Genomic DNA, 14,798 nt, shown 5'->3' with positions numbered 1-14,798 from the left:
ACAATTGGGTTTCACCCTTCGCTTCCATACTGTCGCTCCTTTGGTTTTCGTGGCACTTGGTGCCTGTTCTCAAACTTTCGGGACATGCAATCAGGGCGTTGCCAATACACTGTCGACTCGTGGCCCGTCATCCCAACTTTCGGAGGGATGCACGGCGCAAGAGACCAACGCGAATGGAGTGTCAGTAGTGGTGTGTGCTGACGGTCGCGAAGGGTTTATGGTTGTGCCTTCTGCAGAGCTTTGACCGCAGGTCGATATGGGCAGTTTGAAAAATGGAAATAAACTGATGGATGCCGATATGAAGCAAGCTCAGCCGCGGGTGCGCCTTCCTGTGTTCACTTGGCTGTTTCTGGCTCTTGGGCTGATCTTGCCTATGCAGGGGGTAGGGGCTGCAAGTTCCGACATTTTCTCCAGCACATCCGTTTCCGCCCAACTTATCTCGGCCGAGAATGGGGTCGGACCGGATACAGGCTCGATCTCGGCTGGGTTGCATCTCAAGCTCGGGAAGGGTTGGAAAACCTACTGGAAATCACCGGGCGAGGTGGGCATTCCGCCATCGATCGACTGGACTGGGTCGGAAAACATTGAGGATGTCGATTTTCTCTGGCCCGCGCCCGAAAGATTTGACGCGTTCGGGATCGAGAATTTCGGCTATCACGACGAGGTAGTGTTTCCGCTGCGGATCACGCTTGCGCAGCCTGGTGAGCCGGTAGGATTGGCGGCAAGTGTGAACGTGTTGGTTTGCTCCACGGTGTGCATTCCGCAGGATTTCAAACTGCAATTGAAGCTACCCCGGGCCAGCGGAATCGATAAGAACGCCGCAACCCTGATTTCCGCCTATGCAGACAAGGTGCCCGACAACGGCGCGACCAGCGGTATCTCGGTCGAAACGGCCCATCTGAGCCGCGACATGACCGCGCTGACTGTAACCGCCCGCAGCGTTCGCCCTTTCAACCGTCCGGACGTGTTTCCCATATTGGGCGATGGCACGGCCTTCGGTCAGCCAGATATCCGACTGGGTGACGGTGGCCGTTTGCTATGGGCCCGCCTGCCTATACTGGCGGCAGCCGACGATCCGCAGCAGTTGAGCGTTACGGTGACAGATGGCGATCGCGCAGCAACCTTCGCACCTGTTTTGACAGACGCCGCCGTCCCACCACCCTTCACTCTGGAGCGCGCGGGGCCCGGGTTGGCCGATCTTGCCTGGATCGCTGCGATCGCCTTTCTGGGCGGTCTCATCCTCAACGTGATGCCTTGTGTCCTTCCGGTGTTGTCGATCAAACTTGCCTCTGCGATGCAGGCGCGTGAACAGTCGCGTGTCCGCGTTCGGGCGGGATTTGCCGTCTCAGCCCTCGGAGTACTGGCGTTCATGTGGGTTCTTGCGGCCGGAACGCTGGTCGCGCGGGGATTTGGCTTGACCGTGGGCTGGGGGCTGCAATTCCAGAACCCCGCTTTTCTGACGCTCATGGCCGTCATTCTGGTTGTATTTTCTGCAAACCTTTTCGGCGCGTTCGAGATTGCCCTTCCCTCGTCGATGCAGACGCGGCTGGCCAGGGCGGGCGGCGGGCGCGGCTATGGCGGGGATTTCGCCACAGGAGCTTTTGCGGCCATTCTTGCCACGCCCTGTTCGGCACCGTTTCTGGGCACGGCCGTTGCCTTTGCGCTGGCTGGGCGGCCCGTCGATATAGCGGTGATTTTCACGGCGCTCGGGCTTGGGCTGGCGTTGCCGTATCTCATCGTCGCGACCTTTCCCGGCATGATCGGACGGCTTCCAAGGCCGGGCCGATGGATGATCTGGCTGAAACTGGTGCTAGGGCTTGCTCTGGCGGCGACGGCTGTCTGGCTCTTTTGGGTGCTAAATGGCGTGGCCGGCATATGGTCGGCGTCATCAGGTGCGGGGGTGAGTGCAATCATCGTCGCACTTCTGTCCTTGCGCCGCGGGTCTGTGGTTTTGCGGGGATCAGCGGTGATGATCTTGGCTGGGGTCGCTCTGGTGCTTACCAGCTTTCTATCGCAAAGCGATGTGCCGACAAACCGCGTCGCCACAGACTGGACCGCCTTCGAAAGATCCGCGATCGCCAGACACGTCTCGCGAGGCGAGGTGGTATTCGTCGACGTAACCGCCGATTGGTGCCTGACCTGCAAGGCCAACAAGGCGCTGGTGCTGGACCGCGAGCCTGTCGTCTCGGCCCTGCGCGCGCCGGGTGTGATCGCGATGCAGGCGGACTGGACGCGGCCAGACGAGGCCATTTCTCGCTACCTCGAGAGCTTTGGCCGCTACGGGATTCCATTCAACGCAATCTATGGGCCGGGCGCGCCGGAAGGTATCGTCCTGCCTGAGTTGCTGACAGCACAGGGGGTGTTGGAGGCCTTGCAGGACGCGGCGAGGGTGCGCGTAGAGGCAAAGCGATGAGCCACTTCAATCACTCTTTGCACGACCTGACAATCTGGCTTTTGGGTGGGCGAATCGATGTAGGCAAACGTCTTGCAATACCTCTCGCCGAGGACGTTTCCCGACCCTTCGTCATCTGCAGTCGGAACGAGATGGCCGCTGTGACAACTGCCCGCCAGATCGGACCCTCGGCTACGGCACTTGGGATCGACACATCCGCCACCTGCGCTGCGACAAGGATTACCATTCCTGTCGGTTTTTGAGCGCTGGCGCTTGGGCTCGTTTCGACCAGTTTTGCTTATTTCGGTATCTCGATCGCACTCAAGGCCCTGAATGAAAATGCTTATCCTCTGGTGGACAGCATCGTATGTCACCCATCGTTGCGAGTACGCTGGGAATTTAGACTTTCGGAGAAATGTCGGCGAAGGGCGTAATCTATGGCGGCGGTCTGTTGCTGGCAGCCGGGTTTCTGCTGACGCCGGTGAGTATCATGTACCTGCCGCCAGCGCGGTCACGGCGAACACTATCGCTCCCCATTTTGTCCTCTGATATTCTTCACTCTCGATTAATTGGGCTTTTCCCATGGCGGTGGTCGAAGGGAGCGCGCCGATCCGCATCGCCGCGCCCCATGTTGCGTCACTTCATCTGGGTCACTGTCAGCTTGCCGTCGATGCGATCCGCGACAAATTCGATCTCCTGACCTTCCGACATGCCAGCAATCATCGCCTCATCGGCGCGGAACACCATTGTCATCGCGGGCATGTCGAGGCCGACCAGCGGGCCATGAATGATGGTCACCTTGCCCGCCTTGGCGTCTATCTTCTTGATCGTGCCAGTGGTGTATTCCACATCCGCCTGCGCCATTTTATCGCCCACGATGATCGGCCCTTGCATGCCGGATTCGTAATGGCCGGGGATCAGGCAGGCGAATTCGAATGTGCCTGCGTTGGCAAAGGTCCAGACCACTTCGCCGGACGCGCCCGCGTCCAGACGGACGGAATTGGGATCGTCATGCTCCATGTCCATCCTGGCCATGAGTTCCTTGTGCTTGGCATTGCCGTCAGCCGTGTCGAGCACGAATTCATGCTCAAGCGCGCCCTCATTCGTGATGTTGAAGCGGATCGTTTCGCCCTTGACAAACGTCATCTCGCGGGGGGCAAACAGCATTTCGCCGTCGTCGGTCTCGCTCATCGTCACGTCGATGGTCCGGTCGATCGATGCCGCATCGCCCGGCATCCCGATCGGCATTGCAGGCATGTCGCCATCGTGGCCACCGTCGTGGCTGCCCGACGCGAACGCCGGAGCGGTGAGAGTGAATGCCAGTGCAGTTGTCAGAAGGAGGTTTTTCATCAGTTTTTCCTGTGATTTCAAAATGGAAGAGAGCAGAAGAGCAGATCAGCCCTTCGAGGTTGGCTTGGGGGTAATCACGGTTTTCGGGCTGTTGTTGGAGGCAAATTCGGGCAACTCGCCCGTCCATTCATAGGCCTGCTCACCCGGAGGGTTCTCATACCAGCCGGGGTCGGAATAATCGTCCGCATCGATGCCGTCCCGGACCTTTACGACCGAAAACATGCCGCCCATCTCGATCGGGCCATAAGGCCCCCAGCCGGTCATCATCGGGACGGTATTGTCGGGCAGCGGCATTTCCATCTTGCCCATGTCGGCCATTCCAGCCGTGCCCATCGGCATGTATTCGGGCTGGAACTGGCGGATCTTCCGGGTCAGCGGCTTCTTGTCGACGCCGATGAAAGTCGGCACATCGTGGCCCATCGCATTCATCGTGTGGTGCGATTTGTGGCAATGGATCGCCCAGTCGCCGAGATGGTCGGCGGTGAACTCGTAGGCGCGCATGGCGCCCACGGGGATGTCGATGCTGACCTCGGGCCATTGCGCGGCCTCCGGCACCCAGCCGCCATCGGTGCAGGTGACCTTGAAGTCGTAGCCGTGCATGTGGATCGGGTGGTTCGTCATCGTCAGGTTGCCGACGCGCACGCGCACCCGGTCGCCCTTGTTCACGACCAGAGGGTCGATGTCGGGGAAGATCCGGCTGTTCCAGGTCCACAGATTGAAATCCGTCATCGTCATGATGCGCGGCACATATGTCCCGGGATCAATGTCGAAGGCGTTCAGCATGATCAGGAAATCGCGGTCCACCGGCATGAAGGTCGGGTCCTTCGGATGGACCACGAACATGCCCATCATTCCCATCGCCATCTGCACCATCTCATCGGCGTGCGGGTGATACATGAAGGTGCCGGATTTGATCAGGTCGAACTCGTAGACATAGGTTTTGCCCGGTGGGATGCCCGGATGGCTGAGCCCGCCGACACCGTCCATGCCAGACGGCAGGATCATGCCATGCCAGTGAACGGTCGTGTGTTCAGGCAGCCTGTTGGTCACATAGATGCGCACCCGGTCGCCTTCGACCGCCTCGATCGTCGGCCCGGTCGACTGGCCGTTATAACCCCACAGATGCGCGATCATGCCATCGGCCAGCTCGCGTTCTACGGGTTCGGCAACGAGGTGGAATTCCTTGATGCCGTTGTTCATCCGGTGCGGCAGGGTCCAGCCGTTGAGCGTGACGACCGGATTATAATCCGGCCCAGAGGATGGGCGCGGCGTGATCGCCGTGGCGGCGCTGTCCATCTGGGCGGCTTCGGGCAGGCCCATATTCGTGGTCTTGCCCCATGCCTGCGAGGACACCAGTGCGGCCCCTGCGGCGCCGGCCCCGAGTAGTTGACGTCTGTTCATCATGTCATCGTCCTTTCAGTGTCCTGCGCCGCCACCGGCGGCAAGTGTCGCACCCTCTCCAACGGCACCGCCGCTGCCTGCGCCGCCGCCATAGATCGCGGCGGTCAGATCAGCCTGAGCCATGAAGAATTCACGTCTTGCATTGGCAGATTCCAGCGATGCGGCGAGCTTCTCGCGAACGTCCGCCAGCAGCTCGAACGTGCTGGTGATCATGCCGTTGTAGGACAGCAGGCCCTCCTCCTCGACGGTGTTGCGCAGTGGCACCAGAACGTCGCGGTAGTGCCGCGCGATCTTGTAGGAGGCGTGATAGGCAGCCTCTGCGCCGCGTGCTTCGGAGCGCACATTGACGGCCTTTTCGGCAAGGACGTTGGCCGCCTGCAGATAGGCCAGCTCTGCCTTGCGCATCCGCGCCTCGCCGGTGTCGTAGATCGGAATGGCGAACTCCAATTCCAGCTGCGGGGTGGTTTCGGTGCTCGTCCCGCCATCCTCTGCCTCGCGCTCGGCCTCAAAGCCGGCGATGAGTTCGAGGTCTGTCACCAGCCGGGTCTGGTCAGTCAGTCCGAACGCCGCCGCCTGCGCCTCAAGACCCAGCTTTGCCACGCGCAGATCGAACCGATTTTGCAATGCCTTGGCCTCGACATTGGTGATCCGACGGGCAGAACGCGGCAATGCGGGCAAGGCATCGGGCACGTAGTAGTCCACGTCGGCCCCCCAAAGCCCCATCAGCCGCGTCAGGTCTTCCTTGGCGCGTATCGCATTCAGCCGCGCCTGCGCCAGTTGCCCCGCCAATTCGGCGTTGAAAGCCTGCTCTCGCGCCTGCCCGGCCTTGTTCAGTGCGCCGGTTTCCCCCAGCTTGCGCGCCAGTTCGGACCCCGCATCCGAGGTCGCTTTGGCGCGCTTGAGATAGCTGACCGTCTCAAAGGCGGCGACGGCATTGATCCATGCCTGCCGTGTCTGGTTGGCCAGCGTCAGCGTGTCATTCGCCGCCGTCAATTGCGCGGTGCGGAAATTCACATCCGCCAAGGCGACCCGCTGCTTGCGCGTTGTTGCGTCCAGAATGTTCGCGCGGAACAGTCCTTCGATCGCCCGGTAAGCACCGAGTTCAGGCGCACCGATCCCCAGGACGCCGATCGACACAATGGGGTTCACTGGCGTCGCCTGCTGCCATGCTTCGGCGGCGGACAGGCCCACATTCGCATAGGACGCCTGCAGTCCTTTGTTGTTGAGAAGGGCGGCCTGAACGGCGGTATCGGCCGAAATCGTCTTGCCCTGCACCATGCCCTGCACCTCACGGGCCAATGCGTCGTTCTGGGCCTGTGTTTGCGCGAACGCGGTGCGCTTGCCGATGGCGGCCGAGGTCTGGCCCGACACTGTGGCAAAGCCTGCGTTGGGATCGGTGTAGGCGCCCGGAATGGCGGTGGCGCAGGCGCCGAGGACCAACGGGAAACCAAAAATAACTGGGAGGCTCTTGAAGCGCATCAATTGCCCTCCGACTGTTCTTGGTTGACGGATCGCCAATCGCGCGGGCCGGTGGGGCCGCGATAAATGTATCCTGCCAGCGGGTCCTGATATTTGACTGGCGAGGATACTGCCGTGTTGGTGACCGCCTGCTGCGCCGTCACGTCAGGCAGCGGTGCAGGCGCGTTGGCACATGCGCCAAGCGCGAGGGCCGAAGCCCCCATAGATAAAAGGATTTTCATGATGATAACCTGATGATGGACGTCGAGTTCACGCACGGTCATGCGCAAAGCGAAAAACCCGCTAAGGGCTTTGGGTCAGATCAGGTATAATGGGGGCCGCAAAAAACCGGTCGGTTCAATCGAGTCCGGCTGGGCGAGTACCATCAGGTATTTGTCACGCGTAGCCTGTTTAACGAAAGGGATATCGGTATCGTCAAGGACAACCGAAACGCAGAGTCCATTGCAACACTGGCCAGACGCCTGGTCCTTTTGATCCGCTTGGGAAGCAGACCCGCTGGCACCATGCATAGATTCTGACGAAGCGGCCTCATGCGCATGTTTCGGAACGGCTTGATCGGAACTGACGGACGCGGCGTGGTGATCGCCGTGTATGCCAGAGGCAGCGTGGGTTGCAGAGGATGGCAAGAACATCAAAGCGCAGATGATCGCAAGGTACGAGAGGGCCTTGAGACATGCAGCAATGGTTTTTTTGGGCTTCATACGCTGCGTTTTGAGGGTAAAACGGGGCAGCTGTCAATTCATTTGAGGGCGGCGGCCACCAAACTTTTCGTGAGGCCATTTTGCCAAGCGGCCTTGTTCGGGACCGTCCTGTGAACGTGTCGGAGCGAACCGGCGCCTTAGCCCGATCCTGCTCAATGCGCGCCAGCACATCCAGAATGTTGGATTGATTGGTTCCTTGAGACATTGATGTTTCCATCTGCTGGCAAGCAATGGGACAGACGTAGGACAAACCAGACATTGCAGCGCATCTTTGTCGGTATGAATAACGCGGTCGCAACAACGGTTCATCTCAGCGCGGGATAGAGAACCACTTTCGTCATCAGCGGAACGCGCAGATAAAGCTCGACCATCTGATCGTTGATCAGCCTCGCGCATCCGTTCGAGACCCGGCGCCGCAAGGTTGAGGGATCATTGGTGCCGTGAATCCGCAGAAACGTGTCACCGCGTTCGGGCGTGAACAGATAAAGCGCCCGGGCGCCAAGCGGATTGTTCAGCCCTCCGGGCATTCCGTCCTTCCATTTGGAGTAAAGCTCGGGCTCACGGCGCAGCATTCCCGGTGTCGGCATCCAACTGGGCCATTCCTTCTTGGCACCCACATAAAATTCACCTGCCTCATAGAGGCCCGGCCGTCCGATGCCGACCACATAACGCAGTGCCCTGTTGTCCGGCAGCGTCCAGTAGAGCGCGAATTCATCGGGGTTGACGTGTATTTCATACGGCGCAAAGCTGCCCGCGATGGGCACGGCCCTTGGCAGCAATTCTTCTGGTAGATTGTAGTCTGGCACCTGCTTTACCGGGTGGGCTGCTGCGTTTCTCACTGAAAACGCCGTTGCCGCCGTCGCAAGCCCTGCAATGAATTCTCTTCGCTTCATGCTCGCTGCCTCCACTTCACTGTTCGAGACCGGTCAACGCCTCTCGTATGGTCTGTCTGCGAGGATCATCATCGGGCAAGGTTTGCGCCAACCTCTCCGCTTGATGATAGGCTACCTGCGCCTTTTGTGTGTCGCCCAAGACCTGATAGGCGCCGGCCAGCCGCAGCCACCCGTCCAGATCATCCGGCGTGTTTTCCAGTCGGTCCGCCAATCGATCGACCATCGACCGGATGAACGTATCGCGCTCGCTCTGGCTCATCTCGGCGGCCGCGGCCATGTCGTCCTCGGTCGGCCCTGATGACGGGGCAGCGTCCATCGGTGCGATGGGGGCCGGTCTGACAACGTCACGTCCAAGCGTTTCGCCGATGCGATTGGCCTGTGCGACGAAAAGCTCCACCCAGGATTCCGATCCTGTCGCGCCATTCAACCGGGCAAGGAGCAGGTCGTGCGCCTCTTCGCCGTCGCCCGCCTGATCAAGCGCGATGGCCTCATAGTAGGACGCAGCAGGATTCGCCGGGTCCATCTGTCGTGCGCGGGCGATGACGGTGCGGGCATCTGGGGTCACGATGCCACCCTCGGCTACAATCAGCGCCTCGGCGTATTGAGACAAAATCGCCGAGGTCACATCTTTGCGCTCGGTGACATTTGCGATAGCTGCCGCCGCGTCGGAATAGCGTTCCATACGCATGTATGTCTGCGCCAGCAGCATCCAGCCCTCGGTTGGCCCGCCGTTCGGGTCATTTTTCAACCGCTCCAGCAGGCGCTCCGTCAGATCGGTGATTTCGACCCTCTGGGTGCGCTCATCTTCACGGTCAGCGAAGGTCATGCTGGACATTTGCGGCGAACCAAGTGACGCATAGAGCGCCCCAGCGGTCGCAGGAACGGCGAGGGCCACGACCACCAAAAGTGCCCGACCGCTCTTGATCCCATCCATGCGTTTGGTTTCTGGGAGACGGGAAAGCGCCAGAAGACGGCGCTTGATTTCGACACGGGCTGCCTGGGCGTCAGCTGCGGAAATCAAGCCGCGCTCGTGATCAGCGTCGACCTCGCGCAGCTGATCGGCAAGGATCGAGACCGAGCCGGCCTGACGGTTGGCTATCCTTGTTTTCGCACCGAATAACGGCAGTACCATGAAAAGCGCGGCCGCGACGGCCAGCGCAGAAAAAATACCCCAGAGCATCATGGATCACTCCTGTTTTCTTGCGCCAGAAGCTCAGCGACGGCGGACTCTTCGGAGTCGCTCAGGGCTTCATTCGGGCGGCGCGTCCGAGCACGGGACAGAACTAGGATGCATACCCCTATCCCGAAGAGCAGAAAAACGCCCGGGGCGAGCCAGAGCGCGTAGGTGGACGGCTGGAACGGCGGCTTGAGAAGGACGTAATCACCATAGCGGGCCTGGATGAAGTCGAGCGCCTGCTGGTTTGTATCGCCTGCAATCAGCCGTTCCCGGACCAGCAGGCGCAGATCGCGCGCGACGCCGGCGTTCGAACTGTCAATATTCTCGTTCTGGCAGACGACGCAGCGCAGGTCTTGCGAGATATCCCGCGCTCGCGCCTCCAGCACCGGATCGTCCAGTATCTCGTCCGGCTCGACCGCCGCCACAGCAAAGGGCAGGATGAAAAGTATCAAGGTTGCGAACAGCGTTTTGCGTATCATGTGCGCGGCGCCTTTGCAGCGCGGGCCTCTGCCAGCGCCGTAGAGAATTCCGCTTCTGCTTCGGGCCCGACGACCGGACCGACATAGCGGTAAAGGACGGTGCCAGCGCCGGAGACGATAAAGGTTTCAGGCACGCCTGAGATACCCCATTCGATTCCAGCCCGCCCGTTCAGGTCCGATCCTATCCGCTCATAGGGGTTGCCCAGTTCATCCAGCCAGGCAAGGGCGTCCTCGGGCTTGTCCTTGTAGTTGATGCCCATGAGCCGTACGCTGTTGCGTTCGACCATCCGCGTCAGAACCGCGTGTTCGGCTCGGCAAGGCACGCACCATGAAGCAAAGACATTCACCACCACCGGCCCCGGATTCCCTGTCAGATCCGCACGGGCAAGACCGGGAATATTCACGCCCGCAACAGGCGCCAGATCGAATTCGGGAACCTGCTGGGAAATGAGAACCGAAGGGATTGCGTTTGGGTCCCGATCAGGATTCAATCCCCAAAGAAAGAAGCCGCCAACCATCAGCGCGATCAGGATCGGTAGGGTTGCGAGAATACGTGTCATGAGCTCACTCCGCTGGGGTCGCTTGTGCGGCAGGTGTGATCGCACGTCGCGGAACGCCCACCCGCAATCGTCGGTCAGACAGTGAAAGACCTCCGCCGAGAACCAGCATTGCGGCACCGATCCAGATAAAATTTACCAGCGGCTCATAGAGAATACGCAAGGTCCAAGCACCGGACGCGGCTGTGTCTTCCGAAGCCGGTTCGGCCAGAGAGGCGTAAAGATCGCCTGCGAGTGTCGAACGGATGGCGGATTCGGTCGTGCTGCTCTGTGCAACCGGATAGAACCGGCGCTCGGGGAACAGTATCGTCACAGGCTCCTCATCACGGGTTACTGTAAGTGTGCCTCGATCGGCGACATAATTAGGTCCCTGAACGCGCTCGACCCCGTCGAAGCGGACATCAAAGCCCGCAATCGCGATTTCGGCCCCGGGTTGAACGAAGACGATTTCCTCCGATTTCCATGCGCTCGACCCGATGAAACCAAGCATTGCAACTGCCAGACCGGCATGGGCCAATGTCATGCCGTGAGATGATCGCGGCATATTGCGGGCCCGGCGCATCGCATCTCCAAAAGGCACCTCAAAAAGCCTGATGCGGGTCGTCCACTCGCGTAGCGTCGCCAGCAATAGCCAGACAGCGATTGCAACCGACAGATAGGCAAGGACAGGTCCGCCCTCGGTCAGATACCAGACGGCGAGGCCCGATAACCCTGCAAGCACCGCGACAAAGCGAAGGCGCTGAAAGATTCCCTTCAGGTCTGCTCGTTTCCAGGACAGAAACGGACCAAAACCCATGACAACAACAAGCGGCAGCATCATCGGAATGAAAGCCGCATTGAAGAAGGGCGGGCCGACCGAAATTTTGGTGCCGACAACAGCTTCCATGAAAAGTGGATACAGCGTGCCAAACAGGACCGTACCTGTCGCAGCCCCCAGAAGAAGGTTATTGACGAGCAACCCAGCCTCGCGGCTGATTGGCGCGAAGAGTCCGCCCCCCTCCATCGCTGGCGCGCGCCATGCGTAAAGCCCGAGAGACCCGCCGATGGAAACACCTAGCAGGCCGAGAATATAGAGCCCACGTTCGGGGTCGACCGCGAAGGCATGAACGGATGTGAGCAATCCTGAGCGCACAATGAACGTGCCCAGCAGAGACAGTGAGAAGGTGAGGATTGCCAGAAGGATCGTCCAGCTTTTGAAGGCGTCGCGTTTTTCCGTCACGATGGCCGAATGCAAAAGCGCCGTGCCCAGAAGCCAAGGCATGAAACTGACGTTCTCAACCGGATCCCAGAACCACCAGCCACCCCAGCCCAGTTCATAATAGGCCCACCACGACCCCAGAGCGATACCGGCCGTCAGGCTCATCCACGCGGCCAGTGTCCAGGGGCGAACCCACCGCGCCCAAGCCGCATCAACCCGCCCTTCAATCAGCGCTGCGACGGCGAAGGAGAAGACGATCGAGAAACCGACATAGCCAAAATAGAGCAGCGGTGGATGCATCGCCAACCCAACATCCTGCAAAAGCGGATTGAGATCATTGCCATCAAGCGGCGGAGGGAAAACCCGCTCGAACGGGTTGGACGTGAGTATCAGAAATGATAGAAATCCGGTGCTGATCCACGCCTGAACCGACAGCGTTCGCGCCTTGAGCGCATCCGGAATATTCGACCCCAGAAGCGCGACACCGGCACCGAAGGTCGCCAGTATCAAGACCCAGAGCAACAGGGAGCCTTCATGGCTCCCCCAGGTGCCCGCGACCTTGTAGAGCATCGGTTTGAGTGAGTGGGAATTCTCGACCACATTCACAACCGTGAAATCGCTGACGATGAAGGACCGCATGAGGGCCAGGAACGCGATGCCGATGAAGACGAACTGCGCGACCGATGACGCGCGCGCACTTCGCATCCACAGCAGATTGCCATGCGCAGCACCCAGGATGGGCAAAATGCTTTGAACCACCGCAATCATAAGCGCGAGAGCGAGAGCGAATTGCCCAATTTCCGGTATCATATTTTATCTCAAATGTCAGGTTATGAGGAAGCGTACGACTGTCCAGTGCTGGAAGGTCAACCGAGCCTTTGCTTGCAGACCTCACATTATTGTCAACAGCCCCGATCTTCTCGCAATTTCAGCGCTCCAGGTTCGCCTTGCGCCGCTCGTATTCGTCTTCTTCAATTTCGCCCCGAGCGTAGCGTTCCTTCAGGATGTCGAGCGCACTTGAACCAGACGGCGCGTCGGATCGGCCCGAGAAGCTTCGAACGCCCAGCACGATCAATCCGATGATCACCCCCCAAAAGACCAACATCATCAGACCGCCAAGCAGCCCGTGGCCTCCGCTCCACATCATATGCCCATATCCTCTGCTCCAGTCGCCGTCCGGGGTTGCGGACGCAACATTTGCGTAAGCCGTCATCGAGATTGAAATTATCGAAAAAGTGAGGTGTTTCATGTTGCTCTCTCGTATTAGCCGAACCTGTTGCTTGCCGGGCCGAAGGCCTTTTCCGCTGGATCATGAGGGGCACAAACCGGCCCCTCATGATCCGAGGCAAAATCAGTGTCCGGAGAACGCTATCTTACCGACCATGCCGCCTTCGAGATGGCCCGGCACGTTGCAGGCAAATCCCATTTCGGTCGTGTCGGTAAAGGTCCAGACCACCTCAGCGGTCTGACCGGGCTCCAGGAGGACGCTATTGGGGTCGTTATGCATCATGCCGCCTTCCATCATCTTGGCATGATCGAGCTTTTTCATCGTCATCATGCCGGATTTCATCATGTCCTTCATCTCATCCTTGTGATCCTTCCACATGGCCTCGGTGCCGAGATTGAATTCGTGGATGATGTTTCCGTCGTTGCGCACGACGAACTTGATCGTCTCGCCCTTCGCGACTGAAACGGACTTGGGCTCATACTTCATCTCGTCCATGCTGACCTCGATCACGCGGTCGACCTTGTCCGGATCGCCAGCCTTGCCGATGGACGAGCCGTGCCCTGCACCCGCCATTGCTGATCCTGCAAAAAGGATGAGTGCAGTCGTTGCTCCGATAGATTTCATAAACGTCATGTTGTGTTCCTTGACTGTGTTTTGATCTGCTGGGGCAGATGATGTCGCATGCCGCGAAACCCCTTCCCCGACGTTGTGAAACGAAATCATTCCAGCGCAGGAGGATCAACTCACCCGGCGCGCTTTTAATGTAATCAAGTGTAAGCTTGCAATTTCCGCGGGTCTGACCGATTTTCCGGCGATCGGCAGGCGTCGATGTTGATGGAGTGGCATGACACAGCGGCACAGCATATTCTGGGGATGGCTTCTGGCTGCGATCTTAATGTTTGCGGCATCGTTTCCGCATATGTCGTTCGCACGTGCCCAGCCGGATCATTCCCAAGGCGCGCATCAAGCTGTGCCAGCTTCAAGCAGCTGTGGTTTTGCCATGACATCGCATGAGAAGACTGGTGGTTGCGCATCCATGACGGCGCATTGTTCGCCCTTACTGCCACAGCCATTTCTACTGCCGGCACAGATGCGCATGCAGATTTCGGTCGAGTACGATTTCGACGTCGTGGCGCCTTATAAATTGGCGTCTTTTAGCGAGACACCGCCTCCGCGAGGCTGATCCGTGTCGTTTTGGATCCCGTCGAATAGGCAGCCCAAACGGAACATACGCAACCCTTTGCATCACTCGGACGCGCCTTGACGCGACATGATCATTTGCAGGGCTGCAATCATCAGCACGCTACGCGGCGCAAATGCACCGCTTTCAAATCAAATCTGAAAGGACCGGAGATGAAACCCATCCCCCTTATCAAGACGGCCATCCTGGCCGCCGCGCTCGCCGTATCCGGCAGCATGGCGCTGCCCGGCACCTATAATGTCAGCGTCGACAAGATCCGCATAGACACCGGAGAGTTCAAGAAGACCGGCATCGGCTATAACCGCAGCCAGACCCCGACCGTGCTGCGCTTCAAGGAGGGCGAGCAGGTTACGATCAACGTCACCAACAACCTGCGCGAAAGTACCTCGATCCACTGGCACGGGCTGATCCTGCCGTTCCGGCAGGACGGCGTTCCGGGCATCAGCTTCAACGGGATCGCGCCGGGCACGACGTTCACCTACCAGTTTCCGATCCAGCAGGCCGGCACCTACTGGTTTCACAGCCATACCGGTTTTCAGGAGCCTGATGGAGCTTTCGGCGCAATCGTGATCGAGCCGAAGGGCGGCGAGAAGACGCGCGCCGACCGCGATTATGTCGTGCAACTGACCGACAAGCATCCGCACGATGGCAGCCGCATTTTCCGCAATCTGAAAATGTCGGCCGACTACTACAACCGCGCGCAGCGCACGCTGGAGGATCTGGTGCGCGACTCGCGCGAGGA

At 59.5% G+C, this 14,798-nt stretch carries 13 protein-coding genes; 2 read left to right on the top strand and 11 right to left on the bottom strand.

The window, feature by feature from the left end:
* Positions 1–256 precede the first annotated feature (256 nt).
* Positions 257–2,413: a protein-disulfide reductase DsbD family protein gene (locus DC366_RS15790; protein WP_243405169.1), complete on the top strand. Its 2,157-nt coding sequence runs from the start codon at positions 257–259 to the stop codon at positions 2,411–2,413.
* A 615-nt stretch (positions 2,414–3,028) separates the two neighbouring features.
* Here DC366_RS15790 and DC366_RS15780 read toward each other — a convergent pair.
* The 11 genes from DC366_RS15780 to DC366_RS15725 form a co-directional block, all read right to left on the bottom strand.
* Complete coding sequence (locus tag DC366_RS15780) at positions 3,029–3,742, bottom strand: copper-binding protein (RefSeq protein ID WP_108693188.1); 714 nt, start codon at positions 3,740–3,742, stop codon at positions 3,029–3,031.
* A 45-nt stretch (positions 3,743–3,787) separates the two neighbouring features.
* Positions 3,788–5,146: a multicopper oxidase family protein gene (locus tag DC366_RS15775; protein WP_108693187.1), complete on the bottom strand. Its 1,359-nt coding sequence runs from the start codon at positions 5,144–5,146 to the stop codon at positions 3,788–3,790.
* Positions 5,147–5,158: 12 nt separating this feature from the next.
* Positions 5,159–6,622 carry a TolC family protein gene (locus DC366_RS15770; protein ID WP_108693186.1) on the bottom strand — a complete coding sequence of 488 codons (1,464 nt, stop codon included), beginning with the start codon at positions 6,620–6,622 and terminating at the stop codon, positions 5,159–5,161.
* Positions 6,622–6,885 (bottom strand): hypothetical protein, encoded by a 264-nt coding sequence (locus DC366_RS15765; RefSeq protein ID WP_108693185.1) that lies wholly within the window; start codon positions 6,883–6,885, stop codon positions 6,622–6,624. Before DC366_RS15765 ends, DC366_RS15770 begins: the two co-directional genes overlap by 1 nt.
* A 743-nt stretch (positions 6,886–7,628) precedes the next feature.
* Complete coding sequence (locus tag DC366_RS15755) at positions 7,629–8,216, bottom strand: L,D-transpeptidase (RefSeq protein WP_108693183.1); 588 nt, start codon at positions 8,214–8,216, stop codon at positions 7,629–7,631.
* A 16-nt stretch (positions 8,217–8,232) separates the two neighbouring features.
* The gene (gene ccmI / locus DC366_RS15750; protein WP_207768739.1) at positions 8,233–9,399 is read right to left on the bottom strand and encodes a c-type cytochrome biogenesis protein CcmI; all 1,167 of its coding nucleotides are present in this window, start codon (positions 9,397–9,399) and stop codon (positions 8,233–8,235) included.
* Positions 9,396–9,872, bottom strand: a complete 477-nt coding sequence (locus DC366_RS15745; RefSeq protein WP_303626302.1) for a cytochrome c-type biogenesis protein — start codon at positions 9,870–9,872, stop codon at positions 9,396–9,398. The genes ccmI and DC366_RS15745 overlap by 4 nt, the downstream gene beginning before the upstream one ends.
* A complete protein-coding gene (locus DC366_RS15740; protein ID WP_108693182.1) occupies positions 9,869–10,432 on the bottom strand; it encodes a DsbE family thiol:disulfide interchange protein in 564 nt (187 codons plus the stop codon). Before DC366_RS15740 ends, DC366_RS15745 begins: the two co-directional genes overlap by 4 nt.
* A gap of 4 nt (positions 10,433–10,436) precedes the next feature.
* On the bottom strand, positions 10,437–12,437 hold the full coding sequence (locus DC366_RS15735; RefSeq protein WP_108693181.1) for a heme lyase CcmF/NrfE family subunit: 2,001 nt from the start codon (positions 12,435–12,437) through the stop codon (positions 10,437–10,439).
* A gap of 118 nt (positions 12,438–12,555) precedes the next feature.
* Positions 12,556–12,876: an SHOCT domain-containing protein gene (locus DC366_RS15730; protein WP_243405168.1), complete on the bottom strand. Its 321-nt coding sequence runs from the start codon at positions 12,874–12,876 to the stop codon at positions 12,556–12,558.
* A 102-nt stretch (positions 12,877–12,978) separates the two neighbouring features.
* A complete protein-coding gene (locus DC366_RS15725; protein ID WP_243405167.1) occupies positions 12,979–13,488 on the bottom strand; it encodes a cupredoxin domain-containing protein in 510 nt (169 codons plus the stop codon).
* Between the two features lie 720 nt (positions 13,489–14,208).
* On the opposite strand from DC366_RS15725, the gene DC366_RS15720 reads away from it, so the two are divergent.
* On the top strand, positions 14,209–14,798 hold a 590-nt coding region (locus tag DC366_RS15720), incomplete at its 3' end, for a multicopper oxidase domain-containing protein (protein ID WP_165802932.1).

It is taken from the genome of Pelagivirga sediminicola (genome assembly GCF_003072125.1).
GTDB lineage: Bacteria > Pseudomonadota > Alphaproteobacteria > Rhodobacterales > Rhodobacteraceae > Roseovarius > Roseovarius sediminicola.
This window is presented reverse-complemented; position numbering and strand designations above follow the sequence as displayed.